Below are 21,703 nucleotides of genomic sequence, written 5' to 3'. Positions count from 1 at the left end.
AGCTCAATTATGCGTATTTGGCGGCCAGTTCGCGACCAACTTTTTTAATAATATCAGTAGCAGAATCATCCAATTTGCCCGCAGCCAGGCTCGGAAGTACTTCCGGATGAACGGCTCTCAACAAATTCATGAATTCTATATCAAATTCTCTCACTCTTGATACGGGTACTTTGTCCAATACACCATTGATGGAGGCGTAAATGATGGCAACCTGATCGCCGACACTGACCGGAGAGAACTGACCTTGTTTCAGGATTTCCTGGTTACGACGACCACGGTCGATCGTCAATTTGGTAGAGGCATCCAAATCAGAACCAAACTTAGCAAATGCTTCCAATTCACGGAATTGCGCTTGGTCCAATTTAAGCGTACCTGCTACTTTCTTCATGGATTTGATCTGCGCATTACCCCCTACGCGAGATACCGAGATACCTACGTTGATGGCCGGGCGAATACCTGAGTTGAACAGGTTGGATTCCAGGAAGATCTGACCGTCTGTAATAGAAATTACGTTGGTAGGAATATACGCCGAAACGTCACCCGCCTGTGTTTCAATGATCGGGAGAGCCGTTAATGAACCACCGCCTTTTACTTTGTCTTTCAACGAAGCCGGAAGGTCGTTCATGTTTTTAGCGATCTCATCCGAAGTGGTTACTTTGGCGGCACGTTCCAGCAAACGGCTGTGAAGATAGAATACGTCACCCGGATAGGCTTCGCGGCCCGGTGGGCGACGAAGTAAAAGAGAAACTTCACGGTACGCAACGGCCTGTTTTGACAAATCATCATAAACAACCAATGCCGGACGACCGGTATCGCGGAAATATTCCCCGATAGCGGCTCCCGTAAACGGAGCAAAGAACTGCATTGGAGAAGGATCAGAAGCAGAAGCCGCTACGATAACGGTGTAATCCATTGCACCATATCTGCGAAGCGTAGCTTCTACCTGTTTTACGGTTGAGGCTTTTTGGCCGCAGGCTACATAGATACAAAATACGGGTTCGCCTTTATCGTAAAATTCTCTTTGGTTGATAATAGTATCGATACAAACGGCGGTTTTACCCGTTTGGCGGTCACCAATTACCAACTCGCGCTGACCACGACCGATGGGAATCATGGCGTCGATTGCTTTGATACCTGTTTGAAGCGGTTCTGTTACCGGCTGACGATAAATTACCCCGGGAGCTTTACGCTCTACGGGCATTTCAAACGTTTCCCCTTGGATAGGCCCCATCCCGTCGATAGGTTCGGCCAATGTATTTACGACACGTCCTACGATACCGTCACCTACTTTTACGGATGCGATTTCGCCGGTACGTTTTACGGTATCACCTTCTTTGATTTCGTTCGACTCTCCAAGCAATACGGCTCCAACGTTGTCTTCTTCCAAGTTAAGAGCCAAGGCTTTAAGGCCATTTTCAAATACGAGCAATTCACCCGCTTGTACTTTTGTCAGGCCATAGATACGAGCTACCCCGTCGCCTACTTGCAGTACCGTACCTACTTCTTCGAGTTGGGCGTCGGTTTTTGCACCGGCCAATTGCTCCCGAAGTATCGCCGAAACCTCATCCGGTCTTACAGCTACCATAGTATGTTTGTGTTTATGTTTAGTATTAGTAATCGGTTCGTTAATTGTGACAGGCCGTTGAAGTATTAAAAATGCTTAATCCCCCGACTTTCACTCACAACTACGTTTAAATTTGCCGCAAAATTAGTGATAAATTTGCTTTGTTAGTATTGCTCATTATAAAAAATATACAATTTTTTGCTAAAAGTTCAGTAGATGCCCTAAATGCCTCAAAAGGCTGTTTTATTAGGCGAAGATCACAAACATACCGACCAACCGATTGGTATACTAATTAATGCAACACCAATTGATGTATCGGTAAAATTTTATTTTAGATGGGGTTTTTGTTTTACCTTTAGCTTACTTTTGCCTCCTTAAAATTTTTTATCGGACAAAATAAGGTGGTATGAAGCCTGTCGCCGTTGTTATTCCCTTGTACAAATCCGTTTTCAGTTTGCACGAGCAAGTCTCTTTTACCCAGGGACTGCGCGTCTTGAAAGAACACCCCATTGTTATTATAAAACCCGTTTCGCTGGATATTTCGTATATAACAGAAGCTCATCCGCAACTGGAAGTAGAGAATTTTGCCGACGATTATTTCAAAAGTGTTCAAACCTATAATCGCTTGATGCTCTCTGCGGAGTTTTATGAGCGATTCAATGACTATGAATATATTCTGATCTATCAATTGGACGCATTCGTATTTCGTGATGAGCTTTCGGAATGGTGCCGGAAAGGATATGATTATATTGGTGCGCCTTGGCGTATCGAACGTGATTTCAGTTCTGTTACCGATCGCGTTATTTTCAGTCTAAAGAAACAATTAGCCATTTGGCTGAATTTAAAGGATAAAAAACGGAACAATCAACCGCTGGACGTGACGATAAAATTTACGGTAGGCAACGGCGGATTTTCGTTGCGAAAAGTTCAGAAAATGTTGGACATTGTGCAAAACAACCGTCCGAAGATTGAAGAGTATTTGGCACAGAAAGGGTCGTTTTACAATGAAGATATTTTCTTTTGCATCGAAATGAATCGGTACATCAAACAAGTGCGTTTGCCGGGTTGGCGAGAGGCACTTCGTTTTTCGGTGGAAGATATGCCCTCCAAAGCATTTGTATTGAATGGCAATCAACTTCCGTTTGGGAGCCATGCCTGGGATATTCACGAATTAGATTTCTGGAAGCCCCATTTTGAAAAATTTGGTTATAAATTATAGCGCATGAAGCGGCATTACAGTGGTACCCCACGCGAGACAATTCCATTACGCATTCTGGATTTCTTCATTGATATCTATGTGCGGTGGTTTTATCGTAAGCGGGAAAAAGGGGCTATTGCTGCCACTCCTAAAGTCCTGATCGCTTCATTGGGCCACATGGGCGATGCACTTACGGTATCTTATCTGTTTCCCATCATTCGCGAAAAATATCCCAATGCGATCATCGATATTATTTCACCAAGCTGGTGCCGGGCGGTCAATGAACACAACCCCTACATTCGCCATATTTTGGTCATTGATCATTATTTAAGCAACCGAAGTAAGATAAGTTGGTGGCAAAAGGTAAAACGACATTATCAAACATTTAAGGAAGCGTTACCGGTGTTAAGACGGGAAGAGTACGATTTTTATCTGGATGTTCGTACTTCTTACGGGGTTTCGCATTTTGTATTACCATTCACACATGTTAAAAGAGCCGTAGGATTTAACCGACGGGGAATGGGCAGTTTTTTAGACGTTGAATTGGAAATTCCGAGACAAGATGGCAACTATCATCATTTTGAGGCCTACGCTGCTTTATTGAAGGAGATCGGCATCGAAGTAAAATTGGAAGATGTGGTTCCTTACTTCCCTATTGATAAAGCTATTTCTTCCCGGAGTATTGAATCAAAACTTGCCGTAAAACTCTTAAAACCCTATATTTTACTGTTTCCCGAGACGGGAGAAACGCACCGGCAAATGTCTAACTCATTTTGGGTCGGGATATTAAAAGAAGTGCTTCTAAAGTCAGATTACTCAGTTGTGCTTTGCGGGCAGACAGACCTATCAGCACAAATTATCAACGGAATTCGCCAGGCTACAGAGGCTCAATTTCCGGAGCGAGTAGTTGATGCTTCCAAAATATTGTCCATTCAGGAGTTGGCTTTTCTATCTACACAAGCAGATTACGCGCTGACGTTGGACTCATTTCCTGAACATTTATGCTGCATTTTCTGTGAAACGATCACCATTTATAAAGCTTCAGGGCTTCCTTTCTTTCCCATCGCCAACCATCCTGTACTTCTTTTTCATACCCATGTACTCAGTAAAGGGGTCGATTATGTGCGCCGGAACGTTAAAGTAATGTATTGCGAAAAATTGGAGACGCCCGAAGTGAGCCGGATAATTGTGGAGAAAATAACGACTGAAGACAAAGTAGATGTAGCCCCCCGTACAGGCATTTCGGTTATTCCAAAACATCCCCAAGAGCCGTCATAAATATACCTTTCTTCGAAGTGTCCTGATCGGCAAAATAATGATAATTTCCTTTTACCCATTCTTTAAAAACCGGCACAAGACGCAGTACCCGATTGCCGGGAAGGTTGGCTCTTACGGTTAGAAAATGAATTTTCTCTTCTACAATTTTTAGGTTACTATGTCCTTGAGGAATAACCCGTTGCAGGTGTTTATACAGCGTAAGAAGCTCACGCTGACGTTGTTGATAAGGAAGCAGTTTCAGCTGATGTGGTCTTGCCAACCGCTGTTTGAGACTCAATGGTGTTAAATTTTTAGGGCGCGTGCCAACTTGTTGCGCACCATGCTGTCGATACTGAACAAGGCGTTCGGGAATGTATTGGATCTGTTCCAGTACAGACGCTACAAAGGCAATCCAGGTATCGTGAAGAAATTCAGGTATGTCATTGGGGAAAGGGACCAATGACTGTAAAAACGTTTTTCTAAGGGCCATTGTACAACCTGCTACGCGGTTGCCGACAAGCATCACCTTAATGCTCTCACCTTTTTTCCATTGTTCCAATTGGGGCGAGTGGAGACGTACGATCTGCCAGAATGTAGTTGGAAGCGGTTCTGCCCGTTCATTCACTAAAACAGCATCTGAAAATACGACACTCAACGAAGGGTTTTGCTCCAAAAACAATGCCATACGAGCTATTTTCTCCGGTTCCCATATATCATCCTGGTCGCATAGAAAGAGAATATCCCCCTCACATTTCGTCAAGGCTTTCTCAAAGTTTTTGGTTACGCCCAATTGCTGCTCGTTAACAAAAACAGTTACTTTAAAAGGAGCAGTTTGGGCAAATTTTTTTACCAACTCAATGGTATGATCCGAGGAATTGTCGTCACAAACCACCAATTCGTCAGGCAGTTGAGTTTGGCGAGCTAAGCTCTCCAATTGTTCCCATAAAAACCGGTCTCCATTGTAGGTACACAAAGCGACGGAGATCAGTGATTTATTGGTAGACATACCGGGGAAAAAGTGGTTTAAAAATATACTAAAATGAATTACTCAAGAGGCGTTCAATAACCGTAATAAACGCCTGCATCCGGCAATAATTACTCGCTTTAGCGCTTTGTTTTTTTGATAAAAGTAAGAAGGATTATGATATGCATTGGGTAAAGCACGAAAATCGGGGTCTTTGTTAGCAATGAGCGAGCTTTTATAGATATCGTATAATGGTTTTACATCAGGCCTGTTTGTAAAAGTATACCTATTCTGATGTACCGATAAGTCATCGGGGTGGGAAAGATGATACCCGCTGAAATGAAAAAATAATAAAGGGGTTGTTTCATTGACCCAAAACCTGTCTTTACGTTCAGTCACTTTTCGCTCGTGCATATTCCAGTAAGCCACATTGTAGCCGGGATTCTTGCTGATCAACGCATTGGGATAAAAAAGCGGAACGTAGTTGAGCCATAGCTGATCTACAAACATTCCTTCTGCAAAATTGTGGTAACCTTCGTGCCAAACGCGGTCTTGCCACCAATGAAGAAAGGTCAATGATTCGTCGTTGCGGCGAAGAGCAAAAAAACCCCCGTTGTACAGTCCGGCGTTGAGAAAACTTCGTAATCGAGGCAGCCCTTCCGTAATGATAGGCTTCGTTACGTGAGGCGTAATGACAATGCTGTGATCTTCCAAGTCGTCTTCGATTGCCTTTAAACTATCAAAAAAGAGAATATCAGAATCGAAATAAAGCAGTTTTTGAACCTGAGGGTACTTGGTCAGAAGCCAATTGGCCAGGTAAGGTTTGGCCAAACAACTCAGTTCAAAAGGAGTATAACGGTCAAAAAGTTGTTCAAAGTCCGGTATTTGTTCTTTATTGATTTCAACAAGTAGGTACTTTTCAACCGAAGAAACGTCTCGATCATTGATTTTATCGAAGAGACCGATAACGACCTGATAATCGGGATTGTGCTTCACAAGACTGTCGGCCATGGTTTTGGCCTGAGCTAAATGGCTGAGTGTACAAATGGTAAATGCAAGACGCATCAGAAAAACAGTAGATTTTGGGCAAAAATAAACGCTTCTTTTGAGTTTCGAACAGTGAAGTTGGATTTTTGATTATTCGGGAAATGACAAGAATAGATAGTTAAGAAAGAGAGAGTAGCCGGAATATTTTTCGGAGTATCCTATTTTTAACGTCCTGATATAGCCCTTATTGATAAAATTAAACTGACAAGCGTAGGCCACAACAGGTAAATATGCCTATTATTTAAGCCTGAAAATGGTTGGTCACTAATGATAAAACGGCAAAAGCGTCTTCCACTTTTGCCGTTTTTCATTTTTCGGTTAACTAAATTAACCTCATTTCACCTTCGCACGTCGTTCACGCATTTCGCGCCAAGTGGTGAGAATAATGCCCTCTTTTTCGATGAATTTCTTAAGTTCAGGGTCTTGCATTGCCCATAAGTCACCGTAGCGCGTAGGCCACGAATCGGTAAGTTCTTTGAAATTGTCGCTTGGGGCGGCGCAGTGCATGATCACCATTGTAATCCCCGGTTTAGCTTCTTTCAATAGGTCAATGTATTTCTGCGTTTTCATTTTACGCAAATTTTCTTCGGTATTGGGCGTTTCGGCCGGCAGCCTCCAACCATAAGTATCCGCAAATAAATCATCCAAAACAGGCAGGCCGGCGTTCCAAAGCATTTTTCCTATTTGCTGAAACTGCTGAATTTCCTGCGCGCCGCTGTTGCGTTCTTTTGCAATCAGTGTAGCATGGCCTCCCGGCAGCATTACGGGGATTTTCTCCTGAATCCCTACTTTAATATACCGTTCGGTAAAAGCCGGCGAGCCAAAAAGTGTTCCCATATGCGAGTCAATGTGCGACGGCTCCACGCCAAATTGACGAAAGCGTGCGATCTGCGCTCTGATCTCGATTTCCACTTCATCGGGTGTGGCATGTTTGACCACATCGGGAACATTGGACCACATGGCTCCTTCTTTGTCCAACAAACCGGGGACTTTCTCACGACCTGAAAGTGGAAACCAACGGTAGCCTTTCCATTCGGAAGTCAGGGTAAGGTGAACGCCGGCGTCGGTGGTAGGGTGCTGTTGTACGTATTTCATATAGGCGGGCACCCAACCACAGGGCATCATAACACTGGTGGAGTTGGCAACGCCTTTTTCCATGGCCAAAATTGTTCCCTGATTGGCTTCGTACGACATGCCGGCGTCGTCAATGTGAAAAATGATGACTTTTTTGCCTTTGGGATAACCCAATTTTTCAGCGAATGTTTCCTGGGACATGCTTTTCGTTACACAGAAGAAAGATAACGTAGCGATTAAAAGATATTTCATGGACAACAGCGTTTATATTTGCTTCATTAAAGTCTTTAGTAATGTAACCTTACCTGTTTCGGCAAAACCACCTTTATTATTTACTTTTTTTTGGTATGAAAAGACTATATCGGAATATACTTTTTAGCTTGGGTGGCGTGTTGCTTTTAGGCGCGGGCCTGACGTACACGCCGCCTTTTGCACACATTCGTAATTATATACAACGGGGAGAAGTCGATATTTTGGATTATAAAAATCACCCCAAACGTCAGGTATTGGCCTCAACCATTCCTGAGCCTTGGCCATTGGACTCTAATTTCAACAAGGCAGTTATTTCCAAAAACCTTATGGACACGTTGGAAAAGTACCGAACAACGGCATTTTTGGTGTTTCAGGATGGCAAATTGGTTTATGAAAAATACTGGGAAAACTTTGACCAAAAGACCTTAAGCCAATCATTTTCGGCGGCCAAAAGTGTTATTTCAATGTTGATCGGGGTAGCGCTGTATGAAAATAAGATCAAAGGTTTGGACGAACCCATCGCGAACTACATTGATTCGTTTCGTGACGGAGAGAAAACGAAAATCACGCTTCGCCATTGCCTGACCATGAGCAGCGGGTTGGATTGGCACGAAAAAGATAGAGGAACGTTCAGTAATAATGCCTACGGTTATTATGGCGAAGACATGGCCAACGTCGTTGACGGACTGCACGTTGAGAAACCTGCGGGCAAAGAATTTGAATACAGCAGCGGCGATACGCAGATTTTGGGATTGGTTTTGGAGAAAGTATATAACAAAAAAATAGCCGATCTGGCTTCCGAAAAAATATTCCAACGTATTGGCAGTGAAACAGACGCTTTTTGGATGCTCGACAAACCGAAAGGTCGGGAAAAAGCATATTGTTGTTTTGCGCCCACCGCGCGTGATTACGCTCGCTTCGGCCACCTGATGCTTTGGAAAGGCAATTGGAAAGGTCGCCAAATTGCTTCCGAAAAATACATGACCGAAGCGCTCAGTCCCGCCAAGAATGTCATTGATCCAAAAACCAACAAACCCATTGAAGTATATGGTTATCAGTTTTGGATGCAACCTTATAAAGGCCTGCAAACCGTCAGTATGCGCGGACTATTGGGACAATTGATATGGGCCATTCCGTCCAAAAACGCGGTGGTTGTGCGGTTGGGACACAAAGAAGCTCCTCAAAAAGTGACTCCTTATTTCAAACAGGATTCTGAAATGTATTTGCAGGCCGCGATGGAGGTGTTGGGAAATTCAAAGTAGTCTGCATGTATGCTTAATTTTTGGAAAGGTATAACCATTAGTTATGAACTTATTTGTCTATTTTTGAATAAACACAATTAAAAGTGACATTTGACAATTTAGGAAATCTATTTCCTTATGATATTATTAAGACTGATCTAGTGTCATTTGAGCAAGTATTTGTTACAAATTTCCCGAAATCAGCAACCAGGAGGAGAATTTTTGAAAATTACCAACAATTAATTGTTGACTTCAAACATCAAGTAACGGGCTCATTTTATCAATGGATTGATGGAAGCTTTGTTTCTGAGAAAGTTAATCCAAACGATATTGATATTATTACTTTTCTCGATCATAAAATCTATGAAATACAAGCTCAAAAACTTATGAACTTTTCGGGCTATGAATTACAAAGAGAAAAAAAGATAGATTCATATTTTGTGAAACTTTATCCGGTTGAACATCCTCATTATGAAATTATTACCAAGTTGGATACGTTAGAATGGTTACATTTGTTCTCAAAAACAAAAGTACAGCGTAACGGTAACAAATATCCAAAAGGCATTATTCAAATTGATTTTAAGCTATGAACTTTGAAAATCAACTATCTAAAGCTGAGTTTTTGAAAGAATCCGTTTTCGATTTACTCGATTTAATTGACCGTACCAATCGTGCTATTGAAAGACATAAAGCAGTATCACCACAAGATAGTACAGCTATTGAAGGGTTTATGAGACTTCGAGAGCAACATGCCTCTCGTTTGGATGAACTTATGGCTGAATTTGGTTTGCATCTTGCCAAACAGGAAGGCGAGACCGGAGAATATAGTTATGCAATGGCTTCATGAATTTTGTTTCAAAGGTTCAGCTTAAACTGTTTTATTATTTTGTTGCAATCCGTGACAAAGTTTAGCTATTTGCAGTCAAAGACGAAAAGCAGTAGCAATGACAGTAACCGAAAAATTCAGTTCCATTAAGACAGAAAGCATTCCTTTCCCATCTATAGCCCAACCCATTTTTACATTTATTGATCTGTTTGCGGGAATCGGTGGCTTTCGAATGGCTTTGCAATCCCTTGGCGGCCAGTGTGTTTTTAGCAGTGAATGGGATTTGCAGGCACAGAAGACCTATGCCGCCAATTACGGCGAAGCTCCCGTAGGCGACATTACCAAAGAATCAACAAAAAGCCTCATTCCCGACGGATTTGATATTTTGTGCGCGGGATTTCCCTGTCAGGCCTTTTCCATTGCCGGCCGTCGTGGAGGGTTTGAAGATACACGAGGCACTTTGTTTTTTGACGTTGCCGATATTATTCGCCGAAAGAAACCCAAAGCCATTTTTTTAGAAAATGTCAAAGGTCTCATTAATCACGACAAGGGGCAGACGCTTAAAGTGATTTTAAATACGTTACGCGAAGACCTCGGGTATTATGTGCCTGCGCCCAAAGTAATGAATGCCAAAGACTTCGGCGTACCTCAAAATCGAGAGCGCGTTTTTATCGTTGGTTTTCGTGAAGATTTATGCGTTGATAATTTTGAATATCCTAAACCGTCAGGCATTCCGGTGGCTTTTGAAGACGTTAAAGAAAAGGTACCTGTGCCGGCAAAGTATTATTTATCAACTCAATATTTGCTGACACTGGCCAAACATAAACAACGTCATGCCGCGAAAGGCAACGGTTTTGGGTACGAAATTATTTCGGACGATGCCATTTCCAATGCCATTGTAGTAGGAGGAATGGGCCGCGAACGTAACTTAGTGTACGACTTTAGAATTACCGATTTTACACCACAGACCAGAATCAAGGGAGAAGTAAATCGGGAAGGAATTCGTAAAATGACCCCGCGTGAATGGGCGCGCCTGCAAGGTTTTCCGGATGAATTTAAGATCGTGGTCGCGGATGCTTCGGCCTATAAACAGTTTGGCAATTCGGTGGCGGTTCCGGCGATCAGAGCTACGGCGGAGAAAGTTTTGGAGAAAATTCTGCCTTACAATTTACCTAATTTTTGAATACAGCGGCCGGAGGCCTTTTAATAACGGTCACTCGTCGGAGCCGAGCGACTGCGCCTTAGCAGGCGGTTTCTCAAAACCGCCTGTACACAGCACACAATTATTTCTTACTGTATTCCCGAAAGGCAAAACGCATGAACGATTCGGCCAACGGCTCGGGTTGCCCCTGTAAGTGAATCAGCCAAAATTTTCGCAAAAGAGCTAACTCTTTTACTTTGATCAGCTTCAGTTGCCCCATGACCAGTTCTTTCTGAATGGAACGAATGGAGAGAAAAGCCATGCAATTGGCGTGTTCCAAAAATGATTTTATGCTCTCGGTTCCGCCCAAATGCATGATGATCTGCAGAGAGGAGAGTTTCAAATTGTGTTCTTTCAAGGCACTTTCAATCACTTCCAACGTCCCTGAACCTCGTTCGCGCAAGACCAGCGGAATTTGGGTAAGTTGCTCAATGGTAATTTCCTCTAAAGGTGCCAATTTGCTGTTGCTGTGTACCACGGCCACGAGTTCATCATCCATAAAATCCACGTATTTGATGCCCGAATGATGTTTTTTCCCTTCTACCACCCCCAAATCAATGGTGTGCGATAAAACAGCATTTTCGATCATTTCGGTATTCCCGTTGAGCAATGACAGTTCTATCTGAGGAAATTTCTCATAATATTTAGCTAAAAGGGGCGCAATAAGGTATTGACCAATGGTAGTACTTGCACCCAACCGAAGAATGCCGCTGTGTTTGGATTGCAGCGTGCTTAGCTCGAAGCCGGCTTCCTGGTATAAATGTAGAATTTGACCCGCGTACTTTTTGAGCAACTCGCCCGCAGGAGTTAGGTAAACAGCGTTTCCTTTGCGTTCAAACAGCCGAGTGCCATATTGTTGTTCCAGTTCTCGAATATGCTTAGTGACGGCAGGTTGTGTAATAAATAACTCACCTGCGGCTTTGGTAAAGCTGAGGTGTTGAGCAACACTGTTAAATACTTTGAGGCGAAAGTCAGACACGTTGAATCAGCTTGGGTTGATGTACAAAGTAAATAGAAATTACCAAACAGTTTTAAAGCAAAATAAGGCAAAACGGTATCTGTTGAAATATTCGGATGCTATAACAGGCTGATAATCTGGAAAAACAGTTGGTTTGACTAAGAGATGGGTAGACCTATGAGATTGCAAAAACAGAAAAAACAAAAAGAAAATAAGGCGTAAAAACGGCTAATTCCTAACTTTACATCTTACACTTGCTACTCTATACTTTGAAACCAAATGCCACAAAAGAAAATACAGGAGATTTTTGAAGAGATGGGAAAGGTGGTCGTAGGTCAGGAAAATCTGATCAATCGGTTGCTGATCGGTTTATGCACGGGAGGACACATTCTTTTGGAAGGCGTGCCGGGGTTGGCTAAAACTCTTACAGTCAATACATTGGCAAAAGTATTGGATCTGGATTTTCAGCGGATTCAGTTCACGCCCGATCTGTTGCCGGCTGATATTATCGGAACTATGATCTACAAACCTAAACTGGGCGATTACGAAGTTAAAAAAGGACCCATTTTTGCGAATATGATCTTGGCCGATGAGGTTAACCGTTCGCCGGCTAAGGTGCAATCGGCGTTGTTGGAAGCAATGCAGGAAAAGCAAGTGACCATTGGTGAAGATACCTTCCGTTTGGATCGTCCTTTTTTTGTGTTGGCAACCCAAAACCCCGTTGAACAGGAAGGAACGTATCCATTGCCGGAAGCGCAATTGGACCGCTTCATGATGAAAGTTTTTGTGGATTATCCCAGTAAAACGGAAGAATTAGAGGTGATGCGCCGTATGTCGAACCTAGACTATAATTACGAGCCTAAAGCTATCCTGACCAAGGAAGATATTGACCAGATTCGCCACGAAATCAACCAAATCACGCTTTCCGAAACATTGGAGAATTATATTGTAGAACTGGTATTTGCCACGCGCCGTCCACTGGACTATGGTTTGCGTGAAGAAGCCCGGTACATGCAATTTGGCGTGTCGCCGCGCGGGACCATTAAACTCAATTTGGCCGCAAAAGCCATTGCGTATTTTGCCGGTCGCGATTATGTTCTTCCCGAAGACATCAAAGAGGCTGCTCCCGATGTGTTCAATCATCGGATCATGCTCAATTACGAAGCCGAAGCGGATGGAATTACTACGCGTTATGTCATTGATTCCATTTTGCGTAAAGTAGCGATTGGAAGATAATGATGGATCGTAGAGCGTCTTTAAAAAACATCGGTTTAGCAGCCGCGACTTTGTCGGTAAAAAATGTAAGTACGGAAGTTCAGGCCAAGAAAAGAATTTTGCGGATTGCCCATATCACCGATATACACATTCGTCCCGAGCATGATGCACCGAATCGTTTTCGAAAATGCGTTGATGAGATCAAAAAGCATAAACCGGATTTCTTCCTAAACGGCGGAGATACAATTTACGCGGCTGATTATCAAAATATTACTCGTGAACGGGTGAATGAACAATGGATGATATGGAGAAACTGTCGTGCATTGCTTCAAGGGTATGAAGTCTATAGTTGTTTGGGAAATCATGATATGTGGTGGGCCGCTCCTTCACCCCAAGATGAGATGTATGGTAAAGAGCACGTGGTCAGGCAATTGGAAATTCCAAAGCGCTATTACAGTTTTGATAAGAAGGGTTGGCATTTCATTGTATTGGACAGTAATAACAAAAGTGCAGGTTCCCTAGATGATGAACAAAGAACTTGGTTAGAGGCTGATTTGGCTAAACTTGCTGCCAATACGCCCATTTTGGTGATGAGCCACTATCCATTATTGGCGGTATGTACGCACTTTGACGGTGGAGGAATGCACACTGATTTCAAGTACCTTGCCAACCTGTTTTATCAACACAAAGACAAAATTAAAACCTGCATCAGCGGACATATTCACTTGGTGGATCGAGTAGTTTATAATGATATTTCCTATTTCTGCAACGGCGCATTAAGTGGTTTTTGGTGGGAAGAAGGCGACAAAAACTCAGCACAAAAATACTATTATCTCCAAACGCCTCCCGGCTACGCCATCATTGATCTCTACAACGACGGAAGCGTTGAGAATACCTACCATCCTCATTCATTTTAACGTAGATTAGTATATTAAGTAAGCAATAAGAAGTATTTGGCACTATTTTGTTTGACCCCGGATGGGGTCAAACATCCTGCAAATAATTTAAGCTAATTTTGAACAGGTAATTTTAACAAAAACGGCGACCCTTTCGAGGTCGCCGTTTTTGTTATAAAACAATAGCAAATTACTTTCCTGAGCCGCCGAGTTTTGAAGCCTCGGTTGCTTTGACGGTTGGTGCAAGGTGTTGATTAATACCCTTTTCTACTAATGGTAATCCTTCTTCCATCCATGATGGTGCGGGCGCATCTTTGAGATAATGATCAAAATATTGGTACAAACGCACGGCAAAATCTTTCATGTTTTGGCGTTTGGTCAAACCGTGTTTTTCGCCGTTGTAGTTAAGCATCCAAACGGGTTTGTCCAAACGTTTTAGAGCCATATAAAACTCAATTCCCTGGTACCAAGGCACAGCGCCGTCGTCGTCATTGTGCATCATCAGTACGGGCGTTTGGATTTTTGGCGCGTGGAAAAGCGGTGAGTTTTCGATGTATTGCATGGGTTTTTCCCACAGGGTACCACCAATACGGGTTTGGGTACGCTCGTATTGCGCTTGCCGTGAAAGTCCTGTATCCCAACGAATTCCGCCATAAGCGCTGGTCATGTTGGCCACGGGGGCACCTGCTTCGGCGGCTTTGAATAGGTTGGTTTGTGTGACCAGATAGGCAGTTTGGTAACCACCCCAACTATGGCCCGAAATACCGATGCGGTCTTTGTCAATAAATCCTTTGTCAATCATGCTCAATACGCCGGGCACGATACAGTTGTAGGCACTTTGACCCGGATAGCCCGTTTTGTATACGATATCAGGTACAAAAACCACGTAGCCATTACTCGTAAAATAAGAGAAATTGATGTATGAACGAATGGGACGAGGCGCGTAGTGAGTGTGTACATTGTCGGCGTTTTTCTCGTAGAAATACGTCATCATTGGGTATTTCTTGGTAGGATCGAAATTTTCAGGTTTGTACAACAATCCCTGCAAAGGTGTGCCGTCGCCTGCACGCCAATTGACTATTTCTACCGAACCCCATAAATAATTGGATTGCTGCGGGTTAGCTTCGGTGATACGTGTTATGTTCTTGAATGTACCGTCGGTCGCGTACCAATCGGGATAATCTTTGAAGGTTTGTTTGGTAAACAAATAACGGTCGGCATTTTTGGCTTTCAATACGATGTTGCCCACGCTGAAATCGCCTTCATACAATTTTGTTAGCTGCAAAGCTGGCGATAACTGCGAAAATCCTGTTTGTTTAGTAGGCTCATGGAATGTGCTCAATAGAAGTGGTTTCGACAATTCAATGTTTCTTTCTTCCATGTCCAACCTTTCGTAGCGGAATACCCGTTTTTCGGGACGACCATTGGTCAGTTTTTTGGCACTGCCGGGATTCAACGGATCAATTTGCCAAATATCATAGCGGTCATTTACTAACACGAATTGGTCGCCTTTGCTCCAGCCTGCGATTCCATAGGCGTTCGGAACGTCGGGATGATCGTCTTCTTCATCGTAAAACTTGACGCCTTTATTGGTCGTGAGTTGAATGGTCTTATTGGCGGCAATATCATGGGCAAGCCAAGAAGTATCTGTGTTTGAGAACCAATACAAATACTTACCCTCAGGAGATACGCGGGCGTTACCGTATATCTTTTCTTTGAGTAATTTCTTAGAACCATCCTTCGTACTGATGAGATAGGCATCTTCTTTCGAATTCCAATCCCAGTGTTGATTGGAATAACGTACATCTGAGTGACCAACGATAAATTCGCTGTTTCCTTCGCTGATCATTTCTGATTCAGGAATGAGTTCGCTGCCCAACTGCACGAGTTTTTTATCACTCAGGTTGATCAATGCCAGATACGATTTCTTCCGATCTCTGTCCAACGATACCTTTTGTTGCGTTTGGAGTTTTGTATCCTGCCAATGCCACACTTCCACATTCACGATCTCTTCGGTTAACAATGTGGTATCCTGAATGATTGGTTTGGGATTAGTGCCAAAGAATAATTTAGCGCCGTCTTTCGAGAACTTAGGCGTGTATTCGTTGCTCACCAACCATCCTTGGGCCGCAGGCTGCGTGGTTTCATCCACCAAACGTGAAGCCATTGCGTCGCCGGTTTTCCAGTAGAATAATTTAGGCAAACGAATTTGTACTTTGGCGTTAGTGTCCAGATCGGCCACAAAAGCAAGTTGGTCGCCGTTTTCGTCAAACGATAACTTCTTGAATTTGTGCTTCGGTACGCCGGCGTGGATCAAAATCAGTTTATTGGAAGAAGGCTCAAATACGTAAACACCCGTTTTGGTAGAATCAGCGCCCGTTGAAGCGAAAGCCAGACGCTTGCCGTTTTTGGAGACTTCATATTCGGTCACGAACGGAAATACTTTTTCGGTGCCGCTTTTCAATTGACGCACTACCAGACGGTAGCCATTGTCTTCCGATTCGCGTTTGGGCCGTTTGCTTGCCGCTCTTTTAGAGGTATCGGGTTTTACTTTGGCACTTTCGCCCAAGTACGCGACCCAATCGCCGCCTTTTTCGGGTAATTTAAAGGACTGAACAGTTGGGAATTTGATAAGCTGCTTGGTTGAAAGCGCGTAAATTCCCAGGGAATCTTTGGGCATTTCGTCTTTTTTCTTCTTAGCGCGTTTGGCGGCTTTTGTCAGACTGAGTTGCGGTTTGATCTTAAAAACGGCAAACTCCGAATCTGTACTTAGTTTTAAGCCTTCACCGCGCGCCACTGAATCGGCCTGATTGGTGGTGAGATTATGAAATACGATCTTACCATCACCTTCTTGTGGATTGAGCGCGTAGCCGAACCATTGTCCGTTGTTGCTGACAACACGCTCGGGAATGTCTTTCCAAAAATCGTAAACATCGTGGGTAAGGGGCTTTTTAACCACTGCGGGTGGGGGAGGCGGAGCGGTTTTCTTCGCTTTCTTTTGGGCAATGACTGTGGTAGACAGTCCTGCCAGTAACAAAAGTAGTGCGTACTTTTTCATCGTGTAGTCAAAAAGTGGTTATTGTTTGTTGATTAGGTAAATTTCAGAAGTTTACGCAAAGCCTGCTAAAATTATCTTGTATTTGCGACGAACCGGAAAAATTCAACTATGATTTGCTTTCGCGAACTTCCAAAGAGCAGAATCGAAGTTGAGTTTCCAGGGTTTTGAATTCATGAATAAAGATAAATTGTATTTCTAAATAAGTTTAAAATAGGTTATTACCTTGTTTTTCAAGAGGGGAATTAATAAACCACTTTTACATTTTAAATTTTTCAGTTTATCATTTTTCAGTTCCCTTGAGATGCGCTTTATCTTTTTTGTAAACTTACTCAAAATCGCGTTTTATTGCCAAAATATCCCCAATTTTGCGCTTTAACCACCAATTCTTACCCCCGACCGATGAAAATTGCAATTGTAGGCTGCGGAAACATGGGCATGGCCTTTGCCAAATCGTTTTTGCAGTATGATCTGGTAAAAAAAGAGAACCTTCTTTTGATCGAAAAAAGTGCCGACCGCGCCGAAACCCTGCGTGCCGAGAACACGGGCGTGGTCATTGAAACCATCAGTAAACACATTGGCGAGTACGATATTGTTATTCTGTCGGTCAAACCGCAGGATTTTGCTGCGGTGCAGGATGCACTGCGCGATGTGTTACAACCGCAACAGGTGATATTGTCGATCATGGCAGGAATTCCGATTGCGGCTATTCAGGAAAAGCTCAACCATCGGCTTGTTATTCGCGCCATGCCCAATACGCCCGCCATGCTTGGCATGGGGATTACCGGTTTTTCGGCTTCCAAAGAATTGAGCTTTGCACAGTTGTTGAAAGTAGACAACCTCATCAATGCCACGGGACGATCAGTATTTTTGGAAGATGAATCCATGTTGGATGCCGTTACGGCGTTGAGCGGCAGCGGCCCGGCGTACTTTTATTATTTGGTCAAAGCGATGGTGGAAGCCGGTAAGCAAATGGGCTTTGAAGAGTCAATGGCGACGTTGTTAGTGAAGCAAACTATGTTAGGCTCTTTTCATCTGATCAATAATGCGGACAAGAGTTTAGATGATCTGATCAAAGCCGTAGCCTCCAAAGGCGGAACCACCGAAGCGGCTTTGCGTGAATTTGAGGGAGGAAATCTGGCAAAGACCCTTCAAACGGGAATTTTGGCGGCGGAGCGTCGAGCGAAGGAATTATCAAAAGGGTAGAAAACTGCAAAGTAATCTCTTTGTTTCACTGCCAAAATCATAATTCTTCGTAATTTAAAAGCTGCATTTTCGTTTTTTCTGTATGAAGCAAATTTTACTGATTACCTTACTATTTCTGGGAATTTCCAACGGAATAATGGCCCAAAATTCCGCAGCGGTTCGGTTTGTGCGAAATCAGGGACAGTGGGATGCGGCCGTGCGCTATTGTGCCGAAATACCGGGAGGGTATTTGCTGCTGAAAGAAAAATCGTTGATGTATGTTTTTTTCGAGGAAGAGGCCCTGAAAAGCCCTCATGCTCGGCGGGATGCACCGAATGCCCGCAAAACGAATCTAATGAACGGTCACTCCGTCGAAGTGCTTTTTGAGGATGCCAATGCCTCGTTCAATGTCGAAGAGCAACACCAAAACCCAACTACTTACAATTATTTTTTGGGTAATGATCCCAAACATTGGGCATCCAATGTGGCCTCTTTTGGCGAAGTGGTTTACCGCGATGTGTATCCCGGCATTGATTTCAAGATGTATGCTTTCCGGCAAACGCTCAAATACGAATTTTTAGTAGCACCCAATGCCGACGCTTCGCGCATCAAAATGCGGTATGTAGGAAGTAAGGAATTGAAATTGGTCAATAACGAGCTTTTAGTGGCTACGACGGTCAATCAATACAAAGAAGCAAAGCCGTACACATATCAGGAACTCAATAAACGAAGCAAAGAGGTAGCGACGCAGTACCGTTTAGAGGGAGAACACCTGTCCTTTGATTTTCCCAAAGGATACGACCGCACCGCTCCGTTGACCATTGATCCTGAGTTGGTATTTTCTACATTTTCGGGTTCTTATGCCAATAATTTCGGCCACGCCGCTACCTACGATGCACAGGGAAACCTGTATTCTATCGGAACCATTCACTCCACGGGCACTTTCCCTACCACAACGGGCGCTTTTCAGCGACAGGCAGGTGGACAAATAGACATTGGGTTGCTCAAGTTTAGCCCTGATGGGACAAAATTGCTGTATGGCACGTACTTGGGTGGCGCTGATTGCGACGTGCCACATAGCATGATCGTAAACAGCAAAGATGAATTGGTGGTGTTTGGAACCACATCATCGCTCAATTTTCCGCTTACTTCGGGCGCGTATCAGACGCGTTTTGGCGGCGGAATCCCCGTTGCGCCTCTCAACGGATTTGAGTTTAATAACGGCATGGACATTTTCGTGCTCAAATTAAATTCTACCGGCAGTATGTTGACGGGAAGTACGTACGTGGGCGGAAATGGCAGCGATGGATACAGCCGTACGCCTGAGTTTACGATTGCCAATTACGGAGATGAATTTCGGGGAGAAGTTGTGGTAGACGACAAAGACAACGTCTACGTAGCTACTTCAACAAACTCTTCCAACTTTCCGCTGGTAAATGCCGTTGGAAGCCAATACGGCGGCCGGCAAGATGCGGTTGTATTTAAGTTAAGTGCTGATCTGAAGACGATGATGATGAGTACATATTTGGGAGGCACCTCTGCCGATGCGGCCTATGGACTCAAATGGGCACCTTCCGGATCGTTGTACGTAACAGGAGTAACCCGAAGTTCTAATTTGCCCGTAAAAACAGGTGCCTTCAAAAGAGTTATGTCAGGGCTGGAAGATGGATTCTTAGCCAAATTTACCAATAACCAGCTTGAACAGATTACCTATATGGGTGCCGACAGCGCCGATGTAGGTTATTTGGTGGATGTAGATGCGGAAGAAAATGTCCACGTTTTTGGACTTACACTTGGTAAATATCTAACCACTGACGGAACATACAGTGTGTTAAATGCCGGTCAATTTATTCATGCACTTGATAAAAGCCTGAATCACACAGTATTTTCCACTACCATCGGCTCAACGCGTAAGCATCCGGACATTGCTCCTACGGCTTTTTTAGTCAATGAATGCGGCAATATTTATCTGTCCGGATGGGGGGGAGTAGTCAACAGTCGCAATGCGTATAATTTGGCAAGCAGTACACTCGGCCTGCCTACTACGGAAGATGCTTTCAGACGAAGCACGACCGGGAGTAATTTTTACATTGCGATTTTGGAAAAAGGGGCAAAATCGTTGCTTTACGGTACATTCATCGGAAGCACCGTTGACAGTGATGATGGCGACCACGTAGATGGCGGAACCAGTCGTTTTTCCAAAAACGGTGTTATTTATCAGGCAACCTGCGTTTGTCGAAAAGCCAATTTTCCTTCCACACCCAACGTTTGGTCGGTGAACCGAAACAATGCTGATTGTAACAACGCTGCTTTTAAGTTTGATGTGGATCGTATGGTAGCCAACTTTGATACCTACGAAGGTTCTAAAAAAGATGTGGTCTCCGGATGCGCCCCGCTTACTCTTGACTTTATCAATACGAGTGTTGGCGGAAGAACCTATACGTGGGATATTCAGGGAAATAATATCTCGCGCGACCCTGTCAAAGCAACCTATACATTCAATCAGCCGGGTGAATACCGCGTTACACTACGAATCGCTAATCCGTTGGTTTGCCGAGGCCAAGACGTTGTAACAAAGATCATTAAAGTAGGAACTACAAAGGCAAAAGTAAGCGGTGATACCACCGTTTGCGGAAACGTAAGCGTGCCGCTTTTAGCACAGGGAGGACTAAAGTATTCATGGACGCCTGCTGCAAGTTTAAGCAACCCCAACATTGCCAATCCTATTGCTAAGGTCAACGCTACCACTCAGTTTATTTGCACCATAACCGATTCCAATTGTACCGTTACACGCAATGTGACGGTCAATATAAGAAATGACAAAGCGGATTTTCAGGCGTTAAAAGATACCGTGATCTGCGTAGGCCAAAGCGCCGTTTTAACGGCGTTGGGCAGCGCGACCCGCTACCGTTGGAATCCTTCATTAACCTTGAGTGATTCGGTAGGAACAAGAGTAGTGGCTAAACCTATCCAAACCACTACTTACACCGTGACAGGTATTTACGCCGATGGTTGTCTTCCGCAAAAAAGTGTAACGGTTAGGATCGAAGATGCCAAGACGGATTTTAAGGTGGTTCCGGATACGATTATTTGTGCGGGGCAAAGTGTTCAACTAACCGCTTTGGGAGGGGCAAACAAGTTTCGATGGCTTCCTTCGGCAACGTTGTCCGATAGCACTGTTCGTAATCCAATCGTCAAGCCTCCCCAAACTACTACCTATACCGTGACGGGAACGTACGCTGATGGGTGTAATCCCAAAAGGACTATAACCGTACACGTAGAACAGGGACCGCAGAATGTGCGTTTTGACATAGAGCCGATCTATACTTGCGGGCAACCGACAACATTGCAGTACTTTAATCGAAGCTCAGGCAACAATAAATTTGAATGGGATCTGGGGAATGGAACGCGCAGCTCGAACGCTACACCGGCCATTGCTACGTATACCCAAAACGGAACGTATCAGGTGACGTTGCGGGCTTTTTCAGCCTTTGGTTGTGCAACCTCTGTGACGCAGACCGTCTCGGTACTGAATTTAGATAAGATCCCTAACGTCATTACGCCCAATGGTGATGGCAAAAACGATACGTTTGTCATTGGAATTCCCAATGCCCAATTGGAAGTGTATAACCGTTGGGGCAAGCAGGTTTACATCAATTCCAATTATCCGGACGATTGGGGAAAAGGAGTATTGAACGGTACTTATTTCTACCAATTGAAACTCTCAACAACCGTCCAATGTAAAGGTTGGGTGCAGGTAATAGAATAAA

At 43.8% G+C, this 21,703-nt stretch carries 16 protein-coding genes; 10 read left to right on the top strand and 6 right to left on the bottom strand.

Features of this window, described 5'->3' with window-relative positions; genetic code table 11:
• Nucleotides 1–7 precede the first annotated feature (7 nt).
• A complete protein-coding gene (atpA, locus tag ACQY73_RS15115; RefSeq protein WP_428667508.1) occupies nt 8–1,585 on the bottom strand; it encodes a F0F1 ATP synthase subunit alpha in 1,578 nt (525 codons plus the stop codon).
• 385 nt (nt 1,586–1,970) lie between these two features.
• On the opposite strand from atpA, the gene ACQY73_RS15110 reads away from it, so the two are divergent.
• Nucleotides 1,971–2,783, top strand: coding sequence for a DUF5672 family protein (locus ACQY73_RS15110; protein WP_428667506.1), 813 nt, complete (start codon nt 1,971–1,973; stop codon nt 2,781–2,783).
• Nucleotides 2,784–2,786: 3 nt separating this feature from the next.
• On the top strand, nt 2,787–4,040 hold the full coding sequence (locus ACQY73_RS15105; protein WP_428667504.1) for a glycosyltransferase family 9 protein: 1,254 nt from the start codon (nt 2,787–2,789) through the stop codon (nt 4,038–4,040).
• Here ACQY73_RS15105 and ACQY73_RS15100 read toward each other — a convergent pair.
• The 3 genes from ACQY73_RS15100 to ACQY73_RS15090 all read right to left on the bottom strand — a co-directional run bounded on the left by ACQY73_RS15100 (nt 4,009) and on the right by ACQY73_RS15090 (nt 7,356).
• Nucleotides 4,009–5,025: a glycosyltransferase family 2 protein gene (locus ACQY73_RS15100; RefSeq protein WP_428667502.1), complete on the bottom strand. Its 1,017-nt coding sequence runs from the start codon at nt 5,023–5,025 to the stop codon at nt 4,009–4,011. The two genes, ACQY73_RS15105 and ACQY73_RS15100, sit on opposite strands and share 32 nt — an antisense overlap.
• Before the next feature lie 42 nt (nt 5,026–5,067).
• Complete coding sequence (locus tag ACQY73_RS15095; protein WP_428667500.1) at nt 5,068–6,048, bottom strand: glycosyltransferase; 981 nt, start codon at nt 6,046–6,048, stop codon at nt 5,068–5,070.
• Between the two features lie 315 nt (nt 6,049–6,363).
• Complete coding sequence (locus tag ACQY73_RS15090; RefSeq protein ID WP_428667498.1) at nt 6,364–7,356, bottom strand: polysaccharide deacetylase family protein; 993 nt, start codon at nt 7,354–7,356, stop codon at nt 6,364–6,366.
• Nucleotides 7,357–7,451: 95 nt separating this feature from the next.
• On the opposite strand from ACQY73_RS15090, the gene ACQY73_RS15085 reads away from it, so the two are divergent.
• The 4 genes from ACQY73_RS15085 to ACQY73_RS15070 all read left to right on the top strand — a co-directional run bounded on the left by ACQY73_RS15085 (nt 7,452) and on the right by ACQY73_RS15070 (nt 10,606).
• Nucleotides 7,452–8,618, top strand: coding sequence for a serine hydrolase domain-containing protein (locus ACQY73_RS15085; protein WP_428667496.1), 1,167 nt, complete (start codon nt 7,452–7,454; stop codon nt 8,616–8,618).
• A gap of 83 nt (nt 8,619–8,701) precedes the next feature.
• Nucleotides 8,702–9,187, top strand: coding sequence for a DUF6932 family protein (locus ACQY73_RS15080; RefSeq protein WP_428667494.1), 486 nt, complete (start codon nt 8,702–8,704; stop codon nt 9,185–9,187).
• Complete coding sequence (locus tag ACQY73_RS15075) at nt 9,184–9,444, top strand: hypothetical protein (RefSeq protein ID WP_428667492.1); 261 nt, start codon at nt 9,184–9,186, stop codon at nt 9,442–9,444. The genes ACQY73_RS15080 and ACQY73_RS15075 overlap by 4 nt, the downstream gene beginning before the upstream one ends.
• A gap of 97 nt (nt 9,445–9,541) precedes the next feature.
• Nucleotides 9,542–10,606 (top strand): DNA cytosine methyltransferase, encoded by a 1,065-nt coding sequence (locus ACQY73_RS15070; RefSeq protein WP_428667490.1) that lies wholly within the window; start codon nt 9,542–9,544, stop codon nt 10,604–10,606.
• Nucleotides 10,607–10,706: 100 nt separating this feature from the next.
• On the opposite strand, the gene ACQY73_RS15065 is transcribed toward ACQY73_RS15070, so the two are convergent.
• Entirely contained in the window at nt 10,707–11,603 is an 897-nt protein-coding gene (locus ACQY73_RS15065; protein WP_428667488.1) for a LysR substrate-binding domain-containing protein, read from the bottom strand.
• A gap of 258 nt (nt 11,604–11,861) precedes the next feature.
• On the opposite strand from ACQY73_RS15065, the gene ACQY73_RS15060 reads away from it, so the two are divergent.
• A complete protein-coding gene (locus ACQY73_RS15060; protein ID WP_428667486.1) occupies nt 11,862–12,818 on the top strand; it encodes an AAA family ATPase in 957 nt (318 codons plus the stop codon).
• Nucleotides 12,818–13,714 (top strand): metallophosphoesterase family protein, encoded by an 897-nt coding sequence (locus ACQY73_RS15055; RefSeq protein WP_428667484.1) that lies wholly within the window; start codon nt 12,818–12,820, stop codon nt 13,712–13,714. The genes ACQY73_RS15060 and ACQY73_RS15055 overlap by 1 nt, the downstream gene beginning before the upstream one ends.
• 169 nt (nt 13,715–13,883) lie before the next feature.
• On the opposite strand, the gene ACQY73_RS15050 is transcribed toward ACQY73_RS15055, so the two are convergent.
• On the bottom strand, nt 13,884–16,751 hold the full coding sequence (locus ACQY73_RS15050; protein ID WP_428667482.1) for a prolyl oligopeptidase family serine peptidase: 2,868 nt from the start codon (nt 16,749–16,751) through the stop codon (nt 13,884–13,886).
• Between the two features lie 399 nt (nt 16,752–17,150).
• On the opposite strand from ACQY73_RS15050, the gene proC reads away from it, so the two are divergent.
• Together proC and ACQY73_RS15040 are read left to right on the top strand one after the other, a co-directional pair.
• Nucleotides 17,151–17,954, top strand: a complete 804-nt coding sequence (gene proC, locus ACQY73_RS15045; RefSeq protein WP_428667480.1) for a pyrroline-5-carboxylate reductase — start codon at nt 17,151–17,153, stop codon at nt 17,952–17,954.
• 82 nt (nt 17,955–18,036) lie between these two features.
• On the top strand, nt 18,037–21,702 hold the full coding sequence (locus ACQY73_RS15040; protein WP_428667478.1) for a gliding motility-associated C-terminal domain-containing protein: 3,666 nt from the start codon (nt 18,037–18,039) through the stop codon (nt 21,700–21,702).
• Nucleotide 21,703: the final 1 nt, after the last annotated feature.

It is taken from the genome of Runella sp. (genome assembly GCF_965279615.1).
Classification (GTDB): Bacteria; Bacteroidota; Bacteroidia; order Cytophagales; family Spirosomataceae; genus Runella.
Note: the sequence above shows the minus strand (reverse complement) of the source record. Positions and strands in the feature narration are given on the sequence as shown.